The 19,761-nt window shown below is 73.5% G+C and carries 21 protein-coding genes; 6 read left to right on the top strand and 15 right to left on the bottom strand.

The features are described 5' to 3' along the window. Window positions 1-7 precede the first annotated feature (7 nt). The gene (locus AC2A1K_RS10185) at window positions 8-1,270 is read left to right on the top strand and encodes a competence/damage-inducible protein A (protein ID WP_483896209.1); all 1,263 of its coding nucleotides are present in this window, start codon (window positions 8-10) and stop codon (window positions 1,268-1,270) included. A gap of 40 nt (window positions 1,271-1,310) precedes the next feature. On the opposite strand, the gene AC2A1K_RS10180 is transcribed toward AC2A1K_RS10185, so the two are convergent. The 7 genes from AC2A1K_RS10180 to AC2A1K_RS10150 form a co-directional block, all read right to left on the bottom strand. Further along, the gene (locus tag AC2A1K_RS10180) at window positions 1,311-2,129 is read right to left on the bottom strand and encodes a lysophospholipase (RefSeq protein WP_483896208.1); all 819 of its coding nucleotides are present in this window, start codon (window positions 2,127-2,129) and stop codon (window positions 1,311-1,313) included. 76 nt (window positions 2,130-2,205) lie between these two features. Further along, a complete protein-coding gene (locus AC2A1K_RS10175) occupies window positions 2,206-3,630 on the bottom strand; it encodes a wax ester/triacylglycerol synthase domain-containing protein (protein WP_483896207.1) in 1,425 nt (474 codons plus the stop codon). Beyond that, window positions 3,627-4,109: a hypothetical protein gene (locus tag AC2A1K_RS10170; RefSeq protein ID WP_483896206.1), complete on the bottom strand. Its 483-nt coding sequence runs from the start codon at window positions 4,107-4,109 to the stop codon at window positions 3,627-3,629. The genes AC2A1K_RS10175 and AC2A1K_RS10170 overlap by 4 nt, the downstream gene beginning before the upstream one ends. Before the next feature lie 90 nt (window positions 4,110-4,199). After that, window positions 4,200-6,545, bottom strand: coding sequence for a glycerol-3-phosphate 1-O-acyltransferase (locus AC2A1K_RS10165; protein ID WP_483896205.1), 2,346 nt, complete (start codon window positions 6,543-6,545; stop codon window positions 4,200-4,202). Window positions 6,546-6,571: 26 nt separating this feature from the next. Continuing rightward, on the bottom strand, window positions 6,572-6,847 hold the full coding sequence (locus AC2A1K_RS10160) for a hypothetical protein (RefSeq protein WP_483896204.1): 276 nt from the start codon (window positions 6,845-6,847) through the stop codon (window positions 6,572-6,574). Beyond that, complete coding sequence (locus AC2A1K_RS10155; RefSeq protein WP_483896203.1) at window positions 6,844-8,118, bottom strand: NAD(P)/FAD-dependent oxidoreductase; 1,275 nt, start codon at window positions 8,116-8,118, stop codon at window positions 6,844-6,846. The genes AC2A1K_RS10160 and AC2A1K_RS10155 overlap by 4 nt, the downstream gene beginning before the upstream one ends. Before the next feature lie 4 nt (window positions 8,119-8,122). Next, entirely contained in the window at window positions 8,123-8,317 is a 195-nt protein-coding gene (locus tag AC2A1K_RS10150; protein WP_483896202.1) for a ferredoxin, read from the bottom strand. A 294-nt stretch (window positions 8,318-8,611) separates the two neighbouring features. Here AC2A1K_RS10150 and AC2A1K_RS10145 point away from each other — a divergent pair, with 294 nt between their 5' ends. Next, window positions 8,612-9,451, top strand: a complete 840-nt coding sequence (locus AC2A1K_RS10145; protein ID WP_483896201.1) for a crotonase/enoyl-CoA hydratase family protein — start codon at window positions 8,612-8,614, stop codon at window positions 9,449-9,451. A gap of 61 nt (window positions 9,452-9,512) precedes the next feature. On the opposite strand, the gene AC2A1K_RS10140 is transcribed toward AC2A1K_RS10145, so the two are convergent. Further along, entirely contained in the window at window positions 9,513-10,121 is a 609-nt protein-coding gene (locus AC2A1K_RS10140) for a TetR/AcrR family transcriptional regulator (protein WP_483896200.1), read from the bottom strand. 94 nt (window positions 10,122-10,215) lie between these two features. Here AC2A1K_RS10140 and AC2A1K_RS10135 point away from each other — a divergent pair, with 94 nt between their 5' ends. Continuing rightward, a complete protein-coding gene (locus AC2A1K_RS10135; protein WP_483896199.1) occupies window positions 10,216-11,772 on the top strand; it encodes an acyl-CoA synthetase in 1,557 nt (518 codons plus the stop codon). Window positions 11,773-11,778: 6 nt separating this feature from the next. On the opposite strand, the gene AC2A1K_RS10130 is transcribed toward AC2A1K_RS10135, so the two are convergent. Next, window positions 11,779-11,943, bottom strand: a complete 165-nt coding sequence (locus tag AC2A1K_RS10130) for a hypothetical protein (protein WP_483896198.1) — start codon at window positions 11,941-11,943, stop codon at window positions 11,779-11,781. Between the two features lie 168 nt (window positions 11,944-12,111). Here AC2A1K_RS10130 and AC2A1K_RS10125 point away from each other — a divergent pair, with 168 nt between their 5' ends. Beyond that, the gene (locus AC2A1K_RS10125; RefSeq protein ID WP_483896197.1) at window positions 12,112-12,948 is read left to right on the top strand and encodes an alpha/beta fold hydrolase; all 837 of its coding nucleotides are present in this window, start codon (window positions 12,112-12,114) and stop codon (window positions 12,946-12,948) included. A gap of 133 nt (window positions 12,949-13,081) precedes the next feature. Here the strand turns inward: AC2A1K_RS10125 and AC2A1K_RS10120 are convergent, their stop codons facing one another. Next, a complete protein-coding gene (locus AC2A1K_RS10120; protein ID WP_483896196.1) occupies window positions 13,082-13,450 on the bottom strand; it encodes a hypothetical protein in 369 nt (122 codons plus the stop codon). A 397-nt stretch (window positions 13,451-13,847) separates the two neighbouring features. Further along, window positions 13,848-15,386, bottom strand: coding sequence for a long-chain-fatty-acid--CoA ligase (locus AC2A1K_RS10115; protein ID WP_483896195.1), 1,539 nt, complete (start codon window positions 15,384-15,386; stop codon window positions 13,848-13,850). 205 nt (window positions 15,387-15,591) lie between these two features. Here AC2A1K_RS10115 and AC2A1K_RS10110 point away from each other — a divergent pair, with 205 nt between their 5' ends. After that, window positions 15,592-16,734: an acyl-CoA dehydrogenase family protein gene (locus AC2A1K_RS10110; protein WP_483896194.1), complete on the top strand. Its 1,143-nt coding sequence runs from the start codon at window positions 15,592-15,594 to the stop codon at window positions 16,732-16,734. A gap of 5 nt (window positions 16,735-16,739) precedes the next feature. After that, a complete protein-coding gene (locus AC2A1K_RS10105; protein ID WP_483896364.1) occupies window positions 16,740-17,780 on the top strand; it encodes an LLM class F420-dependent oxidoreductase in 1,041 nt (346 codons plus the stop codon). Here the strand turns inward: AC2A1K_RS10105 and AC2A1K_RS10100 are convergent. The 4 genes from AC2A1K_RS10100 to AC2A1K_RS10085 form a co-directional block, all read right to left on the bottom strand. Continuing rightward, complete coding sequence (locus AC2A1K_RS10100) at window positions 17,777-18,430, bottom strand: TetR/AcrR family transcriptional regulator (RefSeq protein WP_483896193.1); 654 nt, start codon at window positions 18,428-18,430, stop codon at window positions 17,777-17,779. The genes AC2A1K_RS10105 and AC2A1K_RS10100 overlap by 4 nt on opposite strands. An 80-nt stretch (window positions 18,431-18,510) precedes the next feature. Next, the gene (locus tag AC2A1K_RS10095) at window positions 18,511-19,110 is read right to left on the bottom strand and encodes a TetR/AcrR family transcriptional regulator (protein ID WP_483896192.1); all 600 of its coding nucleotides are present in this window, start codon (window positions 19,108-19,110) and stop codon (window positions 18,511-18,513) included. Next, a complete protein-coding gene (locus tag AC2A1K_RS10090) occupies window positions 19,107-19,502 on the bottom strand; it encodes a hypothetical protein (protein ID WP_483896191.1) in 396 nt (131 codons plus the stop codon). Before AC2A1K_RS10090 ends, AC2A1K_RS10095 begins: the two co-directional genes overlap by 4 nt. Continuing rightward, complete coding sequence (locus tag AC2A1K_RS10085) at window positions 19,499-19,687, bottom strand: hypothetical protein (RefSeq protein ID WP_483896190.1); 189 nt, start codon at window positions 19,685-19,687, stop codon at window positions 19,499-19,501. The genes AC2A1K_RS10090 and AC2A1K_RS10085 overlap by 4 nt, the downstream gene beginning before the upstream one ends. Window positions 19,688-19,761 lie beyond the last annotated feature (74 nt).

The following is a 19,761-nucleotide window of genomic DNA, read 5'->3' as shown; positions in this document are numbered from 1 at the left end:
GGGGATCGTGGCGACCGGCAGCGAGCTGCTGACCGGGCGGATCACTGACCGTAATGGCCCGTGGGTGGCCGAACGTCTCGGTGAGCTCGGCGTCGAAGTGTCCCACCTCGTGCTCGTCGGCGATCGCGGCGAGGACATGACAGCCGCGCTGCGCTTCCTCGCGGGCGACGGCATCGACCTCGTCGTCACCACGGGCGGGCTCGGCCCGACCGCCGACGACCTGACCGCCGAGGTCGTCGCCGCCGAGACCGGCCGGCCGCTCGATCTCGACGAACACATGGAGAAGGTCGTCGGCGACATCATCGCCAGGTTCGCCGACCGTCTGCGCTGGGACGCCGACGCCCTCGCCGCCGCCAACCGCAAGCAGGCCATGGTGCCGCGCGGCGCGACCCCGATCCGCCCGGCCGGCACGGCGCCGGGGCTGGCGGTGCCGCCGCACCCCGAGCGCGGCGGGCCGACGGTGCTGGTGCTCCCGGGCCCGCCACGCGAGATCCGCGCGATGTGGGACGAGGCACTGGCGACGGAGCCGGTCCGGGAGATCCTCGCGCGCACCGCGCCCTACGCCGAGACCCACCTGCGCCTGTTCGGCGTGCCCGAGTCCGAGATCGCCGCGACCCTGCGCGACGTCGACGCCGAGGTCGACCTCGAGCCGCTCGAGATCACGACGTGCCTGCGCGACTTCGCGCTCGAGGTCGACCTGCGCCACGCCCCGGCGTCGCCGGCAGGCGCCGCCGCCCGCGACGCGGTGGTGGCCGAGATCGACCGGCGGCACGGGGAGGCGATGTTCTCCCGCACCGGCCAGACGATCGACGAGCTGCTGTTCGAGCTGCTCGACGGACAGGTCGTCGCGACGGCCGAGTCGTGCACCGGGGGCCTGCTCGCCGGGCGCCTGACAGCGCCGGCGGGCGCGTCCGCGCACGTCGCCGGCGGCGTCGTGTCCTACTCCAACGACGCCAAGGCCGACGTGCTCGGCGTGCCCCGCGAGCTCATCGAGACCCACGGGGCGGTATCGCCGCAGGTCGCCGCGGCCATGGCCGACGGGGCGCTGGCCCGCTTCGGCGCGACGATCGCGGTAGCGATCACCGGCGTCGCCGGCCCGGGCGGGGGCACCGAGGCGAAGCCGGTCGGCTACGTCTGCTTCTGCGTGCGCACCGCCGACGGGCGGACCCTGGCCCGCGACCCGGTGCTGCCGGGCGAGCGCGGCGACGTCCGCGAGCGCTCTGTCGTGCTCGCGATGCACCTGATCCGGCGCATGCTGACGGGTGCCTGACGGCATGTGAGCAGGAATCGGCTCCAGCCCGGATCTCTGCTCACCTGCGCGGAGCGCACCTGGCGATGAAGGTGCTGACGTCGTCGAGGACCTCGTCGCGGTGGGTCTCGTTGAGGACCTCGTGCCGGGCGCCGGGGTCGATGCGCGTCGTGTGGTCGCTGCCGGCGAGCTCGTCCATCACCGGGCGGGTGGAGCCCAGCGGTACGAGCTGGTCGTCCTCGCCGTGCACCCAGAGCACGGGCAGGGCGCCGAAACCGGGGCCGGCGGCGATCGCGTCGACCGAGGCCACGAACGCCTCGAGGGTCGGCCGCTTGAACGGTCCGTGCCACACGAGCGGGTCGGCGGCGTAGGCCTCGCCCACGGTGGGGTCGCGGGAGAGCACCGCGGGGTCGATCGGGACCTCGGGGATCGGGTCGTGCTCGAGCAGCCCGAAGATCCCGGGGCTGCCCCCGACGACGGGCCCGGTCAGCACGAGCCCGGCGAGCACGTCGGGGTACCGCTGCGCGTAGCGCGCCGCGATCAACCCGCCCATCGAGTGCCCGAGCAGCACGACCGGCAGGTCCGGGTGCTCGTCGCGCGCGACGCGGCGGACCTGGTCGACGTCCTCGACGACCTCCTCGAAGTCGTGCACGAGCACACGCTCGCCGTCCGAGCGCCCGTGGCCGACGTGGTCGGGCGCGTAGACCACGGCGCCGTCGGCGGCGAGGCGGTCCAGGACGTGGCCGTAGCGCCCGGAGTGCTCGCCGTAGCCGTGGGCGACGAGCACGACGCGTCGTGGCGCGCCGTCGGGGTCGCGGCGGCGCACGACGATCCGCCCGCGCGTGCCGTCGATCTCCAGGTCGGTCTCGGTACCGGTCATGCGGACGTCTCCTCGACGACGGGACGGTGGACAGTGGTCACGCCGGCGCCGTACCGGAGGACCGACGGTTCCCGGCTCACGCCAGCGCCAGGACTTCCGCGAACCCGTCGGCCAGGTCCTGCTCGAAGCCCGCGAGGTCGTCGAACGACGCCGCGTCGAGGTTCGCGGCGACGCAGCACGTGTCGCCGTGGGTGACCATCGCGATCATCGCCGCGCACCCCGGCAGCGGTGCGAACGGGTAGCTGCGCAGGATCCGCGCGCCGGCGAGGTAGGCGTCCTCGCGCAGGCCCGGGATGTTGCTGGCCTGCAGGTCGTTGCTCTTCGTCGCGCCGCCCCCGAAGCCCGCGACGACGGCGCCGGGCAGCCGCGCGAGCCACGGCGAGACGACCTCGACGCTCTCCAGCGCCGGCTGGGCGAGCGCCACCTTCATCCGCCGGCGGACGTCGACGATCCGGGCCGTCGGGTCGACGATCCCGACCGGCGCCGACAGGCGGGCCGGCGCGAAGTGGTTACCGCCGGGCTCGTGCTCCTCCCGACGGATCGACACCGGCAACGTCACCGGCATGAGGCGATCGAGCGCCAGCGGGTCGCCGCGGCGCTCGGAGTACCGACGGAACCCGCCCAGCAGCCCCGCGAGGTAGGCGTCGTTCACCGACCCGCCGGCCGACTTCCCGGCCGCGCGCAGGTCGGCGAAGGGCACGTCGAGCGCGCGGAAGCGCCACGACGCGCTGCGGTGGGCGAGCACCGGCAGCGGCGGCGCGGGCGGCGGCGAGAGGACCCGGGCCGCCGACACGAGGTAGGCGCTCACGTCGCGGACCGCGCGATCCGGCCGGACCAGGGACGCGGCCACGCCGAGGAGGCCCTTGGCGGCACCGCCGACCAGCCCGAGATCGCTGCGGACCTGGCGCGCCACCTCGCGCGTCCACCCGCCGGGCGGCGCCTCGGGCGGCGGGGGCTGGGGCTTGTCGGTCATCGGGTCCCGGGTGCGCGAGTGGATCCCGGCCAGCAGCTGCGCGAGCCCCATGCCGTCGGACAGGACGTGGCTGAGCTTGAACAGCAGCGCCGCCCCGCCGTCGGGCAGCCCGCCGACGATCGTCGCCTCCCACAGCGGCCGCGACGAGTCCAGCGGCGTCATCGCGATCTGCTCGGCGAGGGTGAAGAGCCCCGGCAGGCCCGCGCCGTCGGGGAGCCGGAGGCGCCGCAGGTGGTAGTGCAGGTCGAAGTCGGGATCGAGCGCCCAGTGCGGCGTGCCCGCCCCCAGGAACGGCGTGACGATCCGTTCCCGGAACCGCGGCACCACCCGGGACGCCCACTCGGTGGCGGCCACGAAACGGTCCCAGTCCGGCTCGAGGTCCAGCGTCTCGACCAGCACGACCGTCGAGCGCATCCGTGGGTCCGCCTCGACCCGCCACATCAGCGCCTCGAAGCCGGTCAGCTCCTCCGAGCGCGACCAGAGCAGGCGTCCGTCGTCGCCGCGGGGCGGGGTCGGGTCGAGACTCATCGCGCTCCCTCCAGCACGGCGACGAACCGGTTGCGGACGTCCTCGACGCGCTCGGTCAGCGTCGCGGCGGTCCAGTCCGAGGTGTCGACGGGCTCGAGCACCTCGACGTGCACCGTGCCGCCGCGCAGCGTCTGGTGCCCTCGCCACATCACCTCGCCGGCATCGCGCGCCGACCACAGGTACTCGGCGCCGGTGATCTCGACGTCGATCCCGGCGAGCGCCAGCCCGACGTCACCGGTGACCGAGCACATCAGGTCGATCATGTGCCGGCGAGAGCGGCGGGCGAGCCCGACGGCGGCGGCCGTGCCCACCGCGCTCACCAGCGCGCCGTAGAACCCGGCGGTGCGCGGGACGTCGCCGGGCGTCGCGAGCGTGCCGCCGCGGGGGGCGACGGGCAGGACGGGGTGCGCGCCGTCGCGCGGGGTCGCGGACACCACCACCGGGTGCTCCGCCCCGGCCCTGCGGTCACCGAGCAGCACCGGACCGGTGACCTCCCCGGTGTACGTGCCCTCCCCGACCGCCGCCGAGGTCGCGACGAGCTCGCCCGCCGGGCGTCGAGAACACGGAGCTCACTGCTGCGCGCCACCGAGCACCCCTCCGAACACCGACGCCCGCAGCTCGCCCTCACGCCGCCCGGCGCGACGCAGCCGGTCGCGGATCGTGCCGACCTCGTCGCGCCAGGCCGCCCGGGCCCGGGAGACGGAGCACTCCGCCGTCGCGTCGGCCCCGAGGAGCCCGCGGTTGTCGGCGGCCCGCAGCGCGGTGGAGAACAGCTCGCGGGACACGACGTCGGCGCCGTGGAGCCGCTGCTGGCGCCACCACTGCTGCCCGAGCCCGGTGCAGGCGTCGAGGAACGACCCGCGGTCGTCGAGGGCGCCGGGATGATCCGCGAGCACGGTCGCGACCACCCACTGCGACTCGACGAAGGGCAGCAGCGTCCCGGGGGCGACGAGCAGCTCGGCCCGGTCGAGGATCACCGCCGCCCCGGCCGGCGAGGCGATCGCGTCGCGCCAGTCGGGGGCGAGCCGGTCGAGCTCGGCGAGCAGCTGGCCGCGGAACTCCCGCTTGCGGGAGAAGAAGAAGTCGAACTTCAGCAGGTCGCGCAGCTCGAGGGCCGCCTCCCAGCACGCCTCGAGGACCTCGTCGTCCGCGAGGTCGCACTCCGCGTCGACCACCGCGAGCAGGGCGAGCTCCAGCACGGCCCGAAGGAGCAGGTGGTGCAGCACGCCGTTGCGGTAGAACGCGGCGACGTGGTGGCGGTCGGCCCCGATCGACCACACCGTCTGCGGGCCGCCGTCGAAGCGCTCGACGACGCCGACCGACACGAGCCGCTCCAGGGTGTCGTCGAGGGCCTCGTCGGAGCCGAGGTCACCGATCGCCGGAAGCCGCTCCAGCAGCGTGCGGACCGGCTCGACCACCCCGCGGACCTGCTCGAAGGTCAGCGCACGCCCGCCGGCACCGAGCAGCGCGAACGTGACCACCGAGGTGGGCGTCACCGGCGTCGACCGGTTGATCCCCACGCAGATCCGGAAGGCGACCTTCTCCAGCTGCGACCGGCCCTCCCCCGCCTCGTCCAGGGCGGCGCGCAGGGCGATCGGCTCGCCGAAACGGATGCGCGCGGAACCGATGCGGCGCTGCTGGTCGCGCATGTAGCCCGCGAGCCAGCCGAGCCCCTCGGCCTTCTTGCCCGCCCCGCCCTGCTCCGCGGCGAGCGCCCCGACCTCGTGGAGCTGGTCGTAGTGCAGCGACACCGGGACGAGCAGCGGGTCGCGGCCCGGCGAGTCGGCCGGGAGCTGGTCGGCGGCGTCGACGAGGTAGCGCAGGAGCCCGTACTTCGGCGGCCGGAGCTTGCCGGTCCGGGTGCGGCCGCCCTCGATGTACCACTCGAGGTTGAAGCGCTTGTCCAGGAGATGACCGAAGTACTCCCGGACCGCGAACTTGTAGACCGCGTCGTCGCCGAAGCTGCGGCGGATGAACACGATCCCCGCCCGGCGGCCCAGGGTGCCGAGCGGCCAGAACGCGAGGTTGTTGCCGCCCAGGACGTGGTTGCGCGGGAAGTCGTGGGCGTGCAGCACCTCGGCGAGCACGAGCGGGTCGGCGTAGCTGCGGTGCGACGGCAGGAACACCAGCGGCCGGGCGCGGCCCTGCTCGCGCAGGCTCTCCAGGCTCGACGCGTCGACGTCGACGTCCCAGGCCTTGCGGTGCAGCGGGCTCATCACCGAGCGGAACGCCTCGATGGCCGGCGGGCTCTGGACCGCGGCCATCTCCGTCAGGCACGACGAGGTGCGCGCGAGCACCTCGTCGACCGAGCGCCCGAGCTCGCCGGCCAGCGCCGCCGCCCGCTCGCGGACCGCGGCCGACGCGACGATCTGCTCGGCCATGAGCCGGGGCACCTTGTAGCGGTCGCCGGTGAGCCGGCGCTCGGCGCGGTCGCAGGCCACCGTGGCCCGGCGGCGCACGAACGCCACGAAGCCGGCGCCGTCCGGCGCCCCGAGCTCGCGGTCACCCTCGCGACGCAGCTGCTCCAGCGTCGCCGCGTCCCCCGCCACGACCCGCCCCCGCGACGCCGACCACCCCCGCAGCCGGGCGTGCGCGTGGCGCAGCGCGCGGCGGCGGGCGCTCAGGGAGAGGAGGTCGGTGAGCGCGGGCGGGTCCGAGGAGTCCCGCTCGGCCGGGGGCCACACCACGCGGACGGGCACCACGGTCGTGTCGGGGCCGGCGCCGTCGATCGCACCCGCGAGCTCGCGGCCGCCGTCGGGGACGACCTGCACCCCGCTCTCGCCGTAGGTCGTGGCGGTCCACTCGCGGACGAGCTCCCGCTCGACCCGCGACCGCGCTCCGGACAGGACCAGCATCGACGGTCGAGCTCCGACCGGCGTCGTCTCCCGCGTCGGCACCACGTCGCGCCCCCTCATCGCCCGCGTCCCGTCGGGGACGAGCCTCAGCCCCCGAGCGCGCAGGGCATCGTCTTCACCGCGTGCACGACGTCGCTGCGCAGCATCGCCGGCTCCCCCACGGTCAGGCCCGGGGCCCGGGTCAGGAGCTGAGAGAAGATCCGCCGCAACGGGGTGCGCGCGAGCATGTTGCCCATGCAGAAGTGCGCTCCGCCACCCCCGAAACCGACGGGCGCCAGAACCCCGGGGCCTCCTCGCCGGGCACCGGCACGCCCTCCGGCGGACGGTGCCAGGAGATCGGGCTTCGGCGCCGTGGTGGTCACGTGCTCGCTCCCTGCTGCTGGGCCTTCTTCGCCTCCCGCTGCCGTCGCCGCTGCTCGGCGAGCTCGAGGGCGTCGTCCCAGGTCTTGCGCCCGCCGATGAGGCGTCGGTACTTCATGACCTCGGCGGGCATGTCGACGGCCAGCGCGCCGACGATCCGGTCGCCGGCGCGGTAGATCGCGGTGAACGGCCCGCCCTCGGCCCCGTTGGTGTCAGGGTCGCCGGCCACGACCTCGATGTGGTCGCCTGCGGCGATCCCGACGAACTGGACGCGGCCGTCGTACCAGTCCGACCAGAAGTACGGGACGGTCTCGTAGGCGGTCGCCGAGGACGGGTCGACGGCGTGCCGGGCGGCGCGCCCGCCCTGATCGGCGGCCGAGGTCCAGTGCTCGAGGCGCATGGTCCCGTCGACGACGTCGGTGAACAGGGCGTTCGGCCAGCGCGCCACGTCGCCTGCGACATACACGCCCGGCGCCGCCGCGAGGGTCTCGTCGGCGACGACCCCGTCGTCGATCGTGAGCCCGGAGTCCTCGAGCCAGTCGGTGGCGGGCCGGGCGCCGATGCCGACGACGAGGACGTCGGTCCCGATCTCGGTGCCGTCCCCGAGACGCACGCCGCGCACGTGGCCGTCGGACGCGAGCACCTCCTCCACCGCCACGCCCGTGCGCACGTCGGTGCCGTGCTTGCGGTGCAGGTGGGTCAGCGCGCGGCCCATGCGCTCGCCGACCGCCCGGGCCAGCGGCGTCTCGAGCGCCTCGAGGATCGTCACCTCGAGGCCCAGCTTCCGGCCGACCGCGGCGACCTCGGAGCCGATGAACCCGGCGCCGACCACCGTGAGCCGCCGCGCGTGCTCGGCGCGCAGGGCGGCGCGCAGGGCGATCGCGTCGTCGAGGGTGCGCACGGTGTGCACGCCCCCGAGGTGCTCGGTGCCCGGCAGGGCGCGCGCGTGGGCACCGGTGGCGATGACGAGCCCGTCGTAGGACAGCGTGCGGTCGCCGACGGTGACGGTGTGCGCGCCGGTGTCCAGGGCGCTGGCCGGCGTCCCGAGCACCAGCTCGACGTCGAGGTCGCCGGCGAACGTCTCCTCCTCGCGGTAGCGCGGGTCGGGACACTCCTCGGCCGAGAGGTACTCCTTCGACAGCGGGGGTCGGTCGTAGGGCAGGTGCTCCTCGGCCCCGACCAGCGTCACATCGCCGCCGAAGCCGTCGCGCCGGACGGCCTCCACCGCCCGGAGCCCGGCCAGCGACGCGCCGACCACCACCAGATGCGTCACGCGCTCACTCGCCCTCGAGGGAGAGGGCCTCGGTCGGGCAGGCGGCGACGGCCTCGCGGACGTCGCTCTCCATCCCCTCCGGGACCTCCTCGGCGTGCACGATCAGCGAGCCGTCGTCGTCGACCTCGAACACGTCGGGGGCGAGCGACTCGCACATCCCCATGCCCGTGCACCTGTCCCAGTCCACGTGAATCTTCATCGGTGCCCTCCTTGCGGGTGGTGTCCTCACCGGCGGCGTTCGCCCAGGGCCGCGCAAGCGACCATAACGTACGTTGTGCTATGGGAGCGAGACCTGTGTCACCATTCGACCACCCACGGTCAGCGAGCGCGACAGCGCCCGACGCGGTCGGCGGTGCATCGCGGCGACCCTTCCGGCGGCGGACGGGCGAGCTCCTTCGGCCGGCCCCCGGTCAGCCACATCGCGAGCCCCGTGGTTCCGGGCGTGAGAACGTCGTCGGAGACTTCGCGTGAACGGCGGAAGGGAGCACCCGAGGTGAGCACGCTGGACGTGGAGGCCCCGACGGCCCTGTCCGTGACCCGTGACGGCGGTGTCGCGACGGTGCGCCTCGAGCGCCCGCAGGCGGCGAACGCGCTGGACCGCACGCTGTGGCACGAGCTGCGCGAGACGTTCCGCGCGCTCGACGCCGAGCCCGGGGTGCGCGCGGTGGTCCTCACCGGCGCCGGCAAGCACTTCTGCGCCGGCATCGACCTCTCGATGCTCGCCGAGATCCAGGGCATGGCACCGTCCGGCGTCGACCCGGGCCGGGCACGCGAGGCGCTGCGGCGCCTGATCCTCGACCTCCAGGACGTGCTGACCACCGTCGAGCGCTGCCGGGTCCCGGTGCTCGCCGCGATCCAGGGTGCGTGCGTCGGCGCGGGGCTCGACCTCGCGGTGGTCTGTGACCTGCGCTACGCCACCCCGCGCACGAAGTTCTCGCTCAAGGAGGTGGACATGGGCCTCGCCGCCGACGTCGGCGTGCTCCAGCGTCTGCCCCGGATCGTCGGCGAGGGCCGCGCCCGCGAGATGGCCTACACCTGCCGCGACGTGCGCGGGACCGAGGCGGCGGCCACCGGCCTGGCCAACGAGTGCGTCGAGACCGACGACCCCGAAGCGCTCCTCGCCCACGTCACCGAGGTCGCCCACGGCCTCGCCGCCAAGTCGCCGCTGGCCCTGCGCGGCACGAAGCACGCGATCACCTACGCCCGCGACCACTCGGTCGCCGACGGCCTCGACCAGATCGCGACGTGGAACGCGTCGGCGCTGATCTCCGACGACCTCACCGAGGCCGTCACCGCCGTCACGCAGGGCCGCGCCCCGAACTACGCCGACTGACGCACCTCTGGTGCGAGCGATGCGGCATCGCTGGCGTCACACGCCAGGGACTCCGCATCGATCACCGCTCCTCGCGCGCCGCCGCCTCCACCCGCCAGGGGTCCGCCTCCGGCTCCGGCGACTCCCAGGCCGGGTCGGCGTGCGCCCGCACGGCCGCCTCGAACTCGTCGAGCAGCGCCGAGAGCTCGACGTCGACCACACCCGCGATCTGCTGGTGCCCGGCGAGCACCGCGATCCCGAGCGCGGCGAGGCGCTCGCGCACCCGCACGTCGGCGACGACGGGCACGAGGACGTCGGCGACCGCCTGCACGCGGCCCCGGTCGACGGCCTGCTGAGCGGCCCCCACGGCCGGGTCGATCGTGGCCCAGGCCCGGATCGCGGTCTCCGCCTCGTGCGGGATGGTCAGGGCGAGGTGCTTCATCAGCGTCACGCGCTCGACGGGGTCGTCGCCGGCGTGGACCAGCTCGACGGTCCGGCCGACCTCCTCGTGCTCCCAGTGCTCGAGCAGCGCCGCGACGAAGCCCTCCCAGCTGCCGAAGTGGTGGTAGAACGACCCGCTGGTGACGCCGACGGCCGTGCACAGCCGCCCGATGCGCAGGCCGTTGCGGCCGTCGCGGGCGAGGAGGCGGAGGGCCTGGTCGAAGTAGTCCTGCCGGGTCGCCGTGGGCATCGGCGTCGTCCTCCCGCGAGCGGTCGGTTCCCCTCGAACAGAACATAATCTACTCTACGGCGGCCGTTCAGACGTGATCTCCGAGGAGACGACGATGTATCCCGGGACCTTCGCCGCCACCCACCCCGACCGGCCCGCGGTGATCATGGCCGAGACCGGCGAGGGCCTGACCTACCGCCAGCTCGAGGACGGCTCGGTGCGCCTGGCGCGCACGCTGCACGAGCACGGCCTGCGCCGCGGCGACGTCGTCGCGCTCCTGTCGGACAACCATCCCCGCGTCTTCGAGGTCTACTGGGCCGCCCAGCGCGCCGGCCTGCTCGTCACCGCGGTCAACCACCACCTCTCCCCCGACGAGGCCGCCTACATCGTCGACGACTGCGGGGCGCGCGCCCTGGTCGTCGCGGCGGCGAAGGACGAGCTGGCCGAGGCGATCGTCGGGAAGACCCCGAACGTCACCTTGCGCCTCGCGTTCGGCGGCCCGGTGGCCGGACACCAGGACTACGACGAGGTCGTCGGCGTGCAGAGCGCCGAGCCGATGGCCGACCAGCCACGCGGCGGCGACATGCTCTACAGCTCCGGCACCACCGGCCGCCCCAAGGGGATCAAGCCGAACCTGGTCGACCGTCAGATCGACGAGCCCGGCGACCTCTACCTCGCGGTGTTCGTGCCGATGTACGGCTTCGGCGAGGACACCGTCTACCTCTCGCCGGCGCCCGTGTACCACGCCGCGCCCCTGCGCTTCGGCGCCACGATCCAGTCGAGCGGCGGCACCGTCGTGATGATGCACAGGTTCGACCCGGAGCAGGCCCTGGCCGCGATCGAGCGCTACCGCGTCACCCACAGCCAGTGGGTGCCGACGATGTTCGTCCGCATGCTCAAGCTGCCCGAGGAGACACGCAACCGCTACGACGTCTCCAGCCTGCGCGTGGCGATCCACGCCGCGGCCCCGTGTCCCGTCGACGTCAAGCGGGCGATGATCGACTGGTGGGGCCCGGTGCTCCACGAGTACTACAGCTCGAGCGAGGCCAACGGGATCACGTTCATCAACTCCCAGCAGTGGCTCGAGCGGCCCGGCTCGGTCGGCCTGGCCGGGCTCGGCACGATCCACGTCTGCGACGACGAGGGACGCGCGCTGGCTCCGGGCGAGGTCGGTACCGTCTACTTCGAGCGCGACCGGGTGCCGTTCGAGTACCACAACGACCCCGACAAGACCCGCGGCAGCCGGCACCCCGCGCACGAGACGTGGACGACGACGGGCGACCTCGGCTACGTCGACGAGGACGGCTACCTCTACCTCACCGACCGCAAGAGCTTCATGATCATCTCGGGTGGCGTGAACATCTACCCGCAGGAGATCGAGGACGTCCTCACACTGCACGACGCGGTGTACGACGTCGCCGTGATCGGCGTGCCCGACGAGGAGATGGGCGAGTCGGTGCTCGCCGTCGTCCAGGCCGCGCCGGGCCACGATCCGTCGGGCGCGCTGGCGGAGGAGCTGCTCGAGCACGTCCGCGGCCGGATCGCGCGCTACAAGACGCCCCGGCGGCTCGTGTTCACCGACGACCTGCCGCGCACGCCGACCGGCAAGCTCGTCAAGCACCGGCTCCGCGAGCGCTACGCGGCCGGAGAGTTCGCGGTCGTCCAGCCCTGAACCCGCTCAGAACAGCGAGCGGAAGAACTGGGCGATCGAGGACAGCGCGTCGCCGATGATCGCCAGGATCGAGCGGACGACGTCGGCCGCGCCCTCGGGCTGCGAGATCACGAAGAAGAGCAGCACGGCCACGACGACCAGGATCAGGAACCGTCTCAACCCTTTGGACATGCGCTCGCGCCGCTCCCGTCGTCCCGGCCCCCGCGCCGTGTCCCGGGGTGGGCGCGGCGCGCACCGACCGTAACGCGACCCTCCCCCGCGGGGTGGCCACTTCGACGGAGTGTCGCGATCGATGTCCTCAAGATCGACGGATCGGGCGCGGGGCGGCACGATCGGGCCGTGGACTCCTTCACCCGGGGCGCGCTGCGCTTCGACGTCACCGAGTACGGCCCCGGCGACGGTGAGCCCGTCCTGCTGCTGCACGGCTTCCCGCAGACCGCGGCGAGCTGGGAGCCCGTCGCCCGCCGCCTCGCCGAGGCGGGGTACCGCGTGCTCGCCCCCGACCAGCGCGGCTACTCCGCGGGCGCGCGGCCCCGGGGCCGGCGCGCCTATCGCCTCGAGGAGCTCGTCGACGACGTCCTCGCGCTCGCTGATGCCGCGGGCGCCGAGACCGTGCACGTCGTCGGCCACGACTGGGGGGCCGTCGTCGCGTGGGGAGTCGCCGCGCTGCGCCCCGAGCGCGTGCGCACGCTGACCGCGGTGTCCGTGCCGCACCCGGCGGCGTTCGTGAAGGCGATGGTGACGAGCAGGCAGTTCGCGCTGTCCTGGTACATCTACGTCTTCCAGCTCCCGGCGCTCGCGGAACGGGGACTCGGCCGGCCGGGCGGGCTCGCCGCGGCCGTGCGCCGCCTCGGCCAGACCCCGGACCGGGCCCGCCGCGACGAGGCGGCGCTGGCGGCGAAGGGCGGGCTGCGCCCGGCGCTCACCGGGGCGATCAACTGGTACCGGGCGACGCCGTACTGGGAGCACAAGGGTCTGCAGCTGACGGTCACGACGCCGACGCTGCTGGTGTGGAGCGACGGCGACGGCGCCATCTCCCGGGCGGCGGTGGACGGCACGCCGCGCTGGGTGACGGGGCCCTACCGGCTGGAGGTGCTGAGCGGGGTGAGCCATTGGATTCCCGACGAGACGCCGGACCGGCTCGCCGATCTCGTGCTGGACCACGTGGGCCCGTAGGAGCTGGGGGTTCCGGGAGCGCGGGGGGATGCGCTCCCGGAACCATGGTCGGCCGAGGGGGGCGCGGCCGACGCAGGTCATGTTACGGCGGAGTTGTGGCGCCCGCGTTGCGATCCACGCCATAATGCGAAGGTCATCCCGCAACCGCCACCGGTGTGATACCCCCGCACGGTTCCTCGGCGACGACCCGGGGGAGCTTCCGGTCATCGCCACCCGAAGGGCGTTCGCCGCGCCCGTGCCGCAGCAACGAGTTGCGATGGGCCACGATCGCGATCGCGAGCGCCCGGGCGTGCGACTCCGCACCGGAGGCCTGCTCGCCCGAGACGTGCTCCACCGCGCGGCCGAGCGTCTCGGCCAGCCGCGCCAGTTCGTCGAGCACGTCCGCGGTCCACGTGAAGTGGTCGACGCCGTCCGGCCGGAGCTCGCGCCCCTCGTCGTCGAGACGCCGTAGCGCCTCGGTCGCCTGCCGGGCCAGCGCGACGCCTGTGTTCTCAACCGTCACGGGAAGGCTGTACCCGCACGCCCGATCGGCGACGCCATCCATCGCGCACGATTCGTGGCGCTGTCGTCCAGTCCACCCGTCGTGGCGAGTCGGGAGACGGTCGGCTCCCCGCTCCTGACTGCTCCCCAGCGTCAGGAGCGGGGCCGACCTCGGAACGGCCGACCGTCGAGCCCCCGAAGCCCGACGCGGCCAGTCGACGTCAGCGTGCCCGAGCCGTGAGCAGCGAAAACAGGGCGCATGGGCTTGGATCGGTTCAGGACACCGAATCCGGGGGCAGGACGATTGCGGATCCACGGAGGTGGTTACCCCTCGCGGCCTGCTTCACCGGCGGACCACCCGGACCCAGGCCGGCCGGGCTCGGGTCGCGCCTCCGGTGCGCCCGCACCGACCAGGTCGATCAGCCGATGTGGCGTCCTTCGGTGTTCTCCCAGTAGGGCTTGCGGAGGTCCTTCTTGAGGATCTTCCCGGACGGGTTGCGCGGGAGGGCGTCGACGACGTCGACCGACCGCGGGCGCTTGAAGCCCGCGATCCGCTCCTTGCACCACTCGAGGAGCTCATCGGTGTCGATCGAGCGACCCTCGCCGGGGACGACGACGGCCTTCACCGTCTCGCCCCACCGCTCGTCCGGGACGCCGATGACGGCGACGTCGGCGACGTCGGGATGGCCGGACAGGACGTTCTCGACCTCGATCGGATAGACGTTCTCTGCCCCGGTGACGATCATGTCCTTGATCCGGTCGGTGAGGAAGATATAGCCCTCCTCGTCGAGGTAGCCGGCATCGCCGGTGTGGAACCAGCCGCCCGCCAGGGCCTGGGCCGTCTCGTCGGGCCGGGCCCAGTACCCGGGGGTGACCTGCGACGACCGGATCCAGATCTCGCCCACCTCGTTCGGAGCGGAGTCCTCACCGGTCGCCGGATCGACCGCCTTGAGCTCGACCCACGGGTACGCCTTGCCCGCCGAGCGCATGAGGTGGGCGCGCGGGCCGTCCGGGTCGTGGTCCTCGGGGTCGAGCTGGCTGATCGCGCCGGTGGTCTCGGTGGAGCCGTAGACCTGGAAGAGCGGCGCACGGAACGTCGTCAGGACGCGGTTCAGGACGGTGCTCGTGATCGGCGAGGCGCCGTAGGCGATCGCCCGCAACTTCGACCAGTCCTTGTCGGCCGCGCCCGGGACCTGCGTGAGGAACTGCAGCACCGCGGGCACGAGGAAGGCGTTCGTGACGCCCTCGTCCTCCATCGTCGCGAGCAGTTGGTCGGGCACGATGTCGGCGATCAGCACGCACCGCGCCCCGAACCACAGGCAGACCAACGCGAAGCCCGAGCCGCCGATGTGGAACAGCGGCATCGCGACCAGTCCGACGGACTCGGTGTCGAAGCCCCAGTGGTCGCCGACCGAGAGCAGGGCGGCGAACTGGACGTGGGTGAGCACGACACCCTTGGGCAGCCCGGTCGTGCCCGAGGTGTAGAGCTGCAGCACGCAGTCGTCGTCCTCGGCGTCCTCCGGCGGGTCGAGCACCTCGTCGGAGGCGGTGAGCCACCCGTCGTAGTCGTCGCCGACGACCAGCACGCGCCGGACGGCGTCCAGCGACTCGACGCGCCCGCGGAGGTCGGCGAAGTCGGGCCCGAGGACCACCAGCGGCGCCGCGGAGTCCTCGATGATCGCGATCAGTTCGTCGTGGGTGAGCCGGTTGTTCAGCGGCGCGGTGCCCGCCCGTACGCGCGGGGCGCCGAAGAGGAGGTCGAAGAACTCGGGCCGGTTCTTGCCCAGCCACACCACCCGGTGGCCCGCACCGACGCCGTCGGCGGCCATCGCGCGGGCGGCGAGGCCGGCGCGACGGTCCATCTCGGCGTAGGTGGTGCTCTGTCCGTCGAACGTCATCGCCACCAGATCGGCGGAGCTCGCGTGCTGGCGGACGACGTCGGTCAGGCGGAACGGCACGGGGACCTCCACGCGGATGGGGACGAAACGGGCAGCCGTGACGCCGACCACAGGGCACGCGCGACCGTAACTGCTCATACGGAGCGGTGGAAGAGTCAGGCTTGACTGTTACCCGCCGGTGCGGCCACGCTGAGCCGCACCGGCACGGTCCCCACGCACCGAGACCGCGACGGCGTCCGAACGTCCCCGCAGGAGAGGCCAGCCGGTGGAGCGCACGATCTTCTCCGACGAGCACAACGACTTCCGGCAGATGGTCCGGGACTTCCTCGAGAAGGAGGCCGTCCCGCACCACCCCGAGTGGGAGAAGCAGGGCCACGTCAGCCGCGAGATCTGGCAGGCCGCCGGCAAGACCGGCCTGCTGGGCATGGACGTCGCCGAGGAGTACGGCGGCGGCGGCATCCCCGACCTGCGCTTCCAGTGGATCGTCACGGAAGAGGTCGCGCGGGCCGGAACGAGCGGGCTGGGCTTCACGCTCCACAACGACGTCGTCGCGCCGTACCTCAACGAGCTCACCAACGACGAGCAGAAGCAGCGCTGGCTGCCGCGGTTCTGCTCCGGCGAGATGATCACGGCGATCGCCATGACCGAGCCGGGGACGGGCTCGGACCTGCAGGGCATCCAGACCCGCGCCGTCCGCGACGGCGACGAGTGGGTGATCAACGGTCAGAAGACGTTCATCACCAACGGCGTCATGTCCGATTTGGTGATCGTGGTCTGCAAGACCGACCCGGACGCCGGCGCCCACGGCTTCAGCCTCATCGTCGTCGAGCGCGACACGCCGGGCTTCGAGCGCGGCCGCAACCTCGAGAAGATCGGCATGTCGGCCCAGGACACCGCCGAGCTGTCGTTCACCGACGTGCGCGTGCCCGCCGGCAACCTCCTCGGCGAGGAGGGCAAGGGCTTCATCTACCTGATGCAGAACCTGCCGCGCGAGCGGCTCTCGATCGCGGTCGGCGCCATCGCGGGTGCCGAGAAGGTGCTCGAGGAGACGATCTCCTACGTCAAGGAGCGCACCGCGTTCGGCAAGCCGCTCGCGAAGCTCCAGACGGTCCGGTTCTCGGCCGCGGAGATGGCCACCAAGCTCGCCGTGACCAGGACGTTCGTCGACCGCTGCATCACCGAGCTGAACGAGGGCAAGCTCGGGCCGGCGGACGCCTCGATGGCCAAGTACTGGTCGAGCGAGACGGCCAAGGAGGTCATCGACAGCTGCCTGCAGCTGCACGGCGGCTACGGCTACATGAAGGAGTACCCGGTCGCGAAGGCGTACCTCGACACCCGCGTCCAGACGATCTACGGCGGTACGACCGAGATCATGAAGGAGATCATCGGGCGGGTGGTCCTCGGATGAGCGCGATCAAGGTCGGGATGGGGCTCGCGTACGCCCGGGGCGGCTTCCGCGAGACCGTCGAGAAGCTCGTCGAGCTCGAGGAGATCGGGCTCGACGCGGTCAGCGTGGCGGAGCTCTACAGCTTCGACGCGGTGAGCCAGCTCGGCTACGTCGCGGCGCGCACGTCGCGGGTGCACATCGAGTCCGGGATCGTCCAGATCTACACGCGGACCCCGTCGCTGACCGCGATGACCGCGGCCGGCCTCGACTACGTCTCCGACGGCCGGTTCGTGCTCGGCATGGGCGCGTCGGGACCGCAGGTCATCGAGGGCTTCCACGGGCTGCGCTACGACGCCCCGGTGGCACGCACGCGCGAGATCGTCGAGATCTGCCGGCAGGTGTGGCGGCGCGAGAAGGTGCAGTACTCCGGCAAGCACTACACGATCCCGCTGCCCCCCGAGCAGGGCACGGGGCTCGGCAAGCCGCTGAAGCTGATCAACCACCCGGTGCGGGCGCAGATCCCGATCATGCTGGCGGCGCTCGGCCCGAAGAACGTCGAGGTGGCCGCCGAGCTCGCCGAGGTGTGGGAGCCGATCTGGTTCCACCCGGGCAAGGCGCACGAGGTCTGGGGCGAGTCCCTGGCGGCCGGCAAGGCCCGTCGCGACCCGGCGCTGGGCAAGCTGCAGACCTCGGTGAACGTGCCGTTCGCCGTCGGCCCCGGCGCGGGCAAGCTGCGCGAGCACGTGCGTCCGCAGCTGGCGCTCTACGTCGGCGGGATGGGAGCCAAGGGCAAGAACTTCTACAACGACCTCGCCGCGCGGTACGGCTTCGCCGACGAGGCGGCCGAGATCCAGGACCTCTACCTCTCCGGCCGCAAGGAGGAGGCGGCGGAGAAGGTGCCCGAGGAGCTCGTCCACGCCGTGTCGCTGATCGGCACCGAGAACGAGGTCGCCGAGCAGGTCCGGGAGTTCGCGGCGGCCGGTGTCACCCAGCTGAACATCCAGCCCCTCGAGCCCGACCACGACACCGTCAAGGCGTCGCTCGAGACCCTCAAGTCCCTGCTCTAGTTGCCGGTCGACCCGCCCTCGGGCAGGAGCATGATCCGAGCGAGCTGCTTCCACTGCTCGAGGTGCGGGTCGGTCTGCGGGTCGCGGGGGTCGAAGCCGTAGGTCAGGGCAACCCCGCGCATGCTCGTCAGCAGCATCTCGCGCAGCAGCGCGGCCCGCGCCGGGTCGGCGTAGTCCTCGAAGAACGCGTCGACGGTCTGGCGGATCGCCGCCCCGAGGCGCCGTTCTGCCGGCAGGAGTGCCGCGGCGAGCGCCTCGTCGGTGCGCGCCGCGGTCCACAGCTCGACCGAGGCCCAGAAGTAGGCCTGCTGGTAGGTCCACCACATGACCTCGACGGCCCGGTCGAGGCGCGCGTCGGCATCGACGTCGGCGGCGGGCAGGTCGGCCCGCGCGAGCCCCTCCTCGGCGAAACGGCTGGTCGCCAGGTGCTGGGCCGCCGCGACGAGCAGGGTCTCCTTCGACGGGAAGTGGTGCAGGAGGCGGCCGCGGGACACCCCGGCCCGGTTCTGGATCGTCAGCGTGGTGGTGCCGGCGTAGCCCGACGCCACGAGACAGGTCACCGCCGCGTCGAGGATGCGGGTGCGACTGTCGGACGTCCGCTGCTCGCGGGACCGCCGTTCGGGCTCGGCCGCCGCGCGGCTGCTCACCATCTCGATCCCTCCCCCGTGTGCCCCGTGTGCCCCGTGTGGTCGTCGTGCGGAGACGATCGTGCCGCCGAGATCGCGAACGGTCAAACCTGACTGTCGGGGTGGGCAGGACCGCTCAGGACGGTGACGAGGACGTCGACGAGCAACGCGCGGGTGGCGGCGCGGTCGAGCGTGCCGCGCACCAGCCACTCCCGGGACGCCGAGCGGACCAGGCCGAAGAACGAGCGCACGCGGGCCCGGGAGGGAGCGTCGGGCGCGTCCGGGGCGAGGGCGGCGAGGACGCGGTCGGCGGCGATCTCGTCGGCCTCGGCGAGGATCGCGTCGACGTCGACGTCGCCCGCCGCGCCCGTGCCGACCGAGAGCCAGAGGCCGCGGTGGCGCTCGACGGCGTCGAGGAACCAGTCCACGGCCGCGCCGGCCCGGACCTCGACCGTGCCCGGCGGCAGCTCGGCGACGGCGACCTCGGGGATGATCGTCAGCCGGCGCACCACCTCGAGGTAGAGCCCGCGCTTGGTGCCGAAGTAGTGGTTGATCAGCCCGCGGGCGACGCCGGCTTCGCGGGCGAGGTCGGTGGTCGAGACCGCGGCGTACGGGTGCGCGGCGAACAGGCGCAGGGCCCCGGCGACGATCTCCTCGCGCCGCGCGTCGGGGTCGAGACGCCGACCGCGGACCGGGGCGGTCATCGGCGTGTCGCGGAACCGAGCGTGTGGCGATCCTGGCGTGTGACGCCAGCGATGCCGCATCGCTCGCGGGCGGCGGCGCGGGCGGTCACCGGGCTCCCCCAGCAGCGCCCGTGGAGGTCCTGGGCGAGGCTGAAGCCGACCCGCGGGCGCCCGGGCAGGCGCGGGCCGTGGCGCAGGCGCGCGGAGGGGGCGGAGCGGTCGGCCCCGTCCAGGGTCATGGCCGGCGCGCCCTCGTCGACGCCGGTGAACGTCGCGAGTCCCCTGGGGGTGCCCCGGAGCTCGCGCCCGCCGTTGCGCGACGCGGCAGTGTCGACCCAGATCGCGACGATGTGCGGGCGCACCCGGGTGCCGACGCGCCCGGCCACGGCGACCAGCAGCTCGCGATAGCTCATGACCCGCCGGGGATGTCGTCGACCGACGCCGCCCCGACCGGCGTGCGCCCGCCGAGCACGGGCGGGCTCCAGCCGTCGGGCCAGGTCGCGGCGGGCAGGTCGGTCGGCACGAGGAAGGTCGACAGCTCCATCCGACCGACGAGGGTCCAGGGCTCGGGCGGGTAGGTCGTCCCGGGATCGGTCACCGCGGAGCTCCGAGGGTCGGGGTCGGGTCCGCACCGGGGTCGGGACGCAGGTCGGCCACGGGATTCACCCTCGT

The organism is Actinomycetospora sp. 2LY8.5, from assembly GCF_057180585.1.
Note: the sequence above shows the minus strand (reverse complement) of the source record. Positions and strands in the feature narration are given on the sequence as shown.

Excerpts from the sequence above, each read along its gene's own strand:
- AC2A1K_RS10180 (WP_483896208.1), bottom strand. The coding sequence starts at position 2,129 with ATGACCGGTACCGAGACCGACCTGGAGATCGACGGCACGCGCGGGCGG.
- AC2A1K_RS10175 (WP_483896207.1), bottom strand. The coding sequence starts at position 3,630 with ATGAGTCTCGACCCGACCCCGCCCCGCGGCGACGACGGACGCCTGCTC.
- AC2A1K_RS10165 (WP_483896205.1), bottom strand. The coding sequence starts at position 6,545 with ATGAGGGGGCGCGACGTGGTGCCGACGCGGGAGACGACGCCGGTCGGA.
- AC2A1K_RS10150 (WP_483896202.1), bottom strand. The coding sequence starts at position 8,317 with ATGAAGATTCACGTGGACTGGGACAGGTGCACGGGCATGGGGATGTGC.
- AC2A1K_RS10140 (WP_483896200.1), bottom strand. The coding sequence starts at position 10,121 with ATGCCCACGGCGACCCGGCAGGACTACTTCGACCAGGCCCTCCGCCTC.
- AC2A1K_RS10135 (WP_483896199.1), top strand. The coding sequence starts at position 10,216 with ATGTATCCCGGGACCTTCGCCGCCACCCACCCCGACCGGCCCGCGGTG.
- AC2A1K_RS10130 (WP_483896198.1), bottom strand. The coding sequence starts at position 11,943 with ATGTCCAAAGGGTTGAGACGGTTCCTGATCCTGGTCGTCGTGGCCGTG.
- AC2A1K_RS10100 (WP_483896193.1), bottom strand. The coding sequence starts at position 18,430 with ATGGTGAGCAGCCGCGCGGCGGCCGAGCCCGAACGGCGGTCCCGCGAG.
- AC2A1K_RS10095 (WP_483896192.1), bottom strand. The coding sequence starts at position 19,110 with ATGACCGCCCCGGTCCGCGGTCGGCGTCTCGACCCCGACGCGCGGCGC.
- AC2A1K_RS10090 (WP_483896191.1), bottom strand. The coding sequence starts at position 19,502 with ATGAGCTATCGCGAGCTGCTGGTCGCCGTGGCCGGGCGCGTCGGCACC.